At 65.0% G+C, this 346-nt stretch carries 1 pseudogene; it reads right to left on the reverse strand.

The features are described from left to right. A pseudogene (locus VSR34_RS39005) lies at nucleotides 1–346 on the reverse strand (urocanate hydratase); the annotation flags it as partial.

The raw sequence follows: 346 nt of genomic DNA on the forward strand, positions 1-346 counted from the left end.
GCCGTATTGAGCAGCGCATTGAGCAGCGGCCAGTCGCTCACGGCATCCGAGCCGTCCTTCATCGCTTCCGTCTCGCGGTTCGGGCTCGCCACCGAGCCGGTGTCCAGATGGTCACGGCCGATCACGACCGGCGCCTTCAGCTCGCCGTTCTTCACCATCTCGTTGAACGCCTGGCCGAGGCGATAGCGATCCTTCACGCCCACCCAGCAGATACGCGCCGGCAGCCCCTGGAACGCGATGCGCTCGCGCGCCATGTCGAGCCAGTTGTGCAGGTGCGGATCGTCGGGAATCAGCTCCTTGACCTTGGCGTCGGTCTTATAGATGTCCTCGGGATCGCCCGAAAGCG

It is taken from the genome of Paraburkholderia sp. JHI2823 (genome assembly GCF_038900695.1).
Lineage (GTDB): Bacteria > Pseudomonadota > Gammaproteobacteria > Burkholderiales > Burkholderiaceae > Paraburkholderia > Paraburkholderia mimosarum.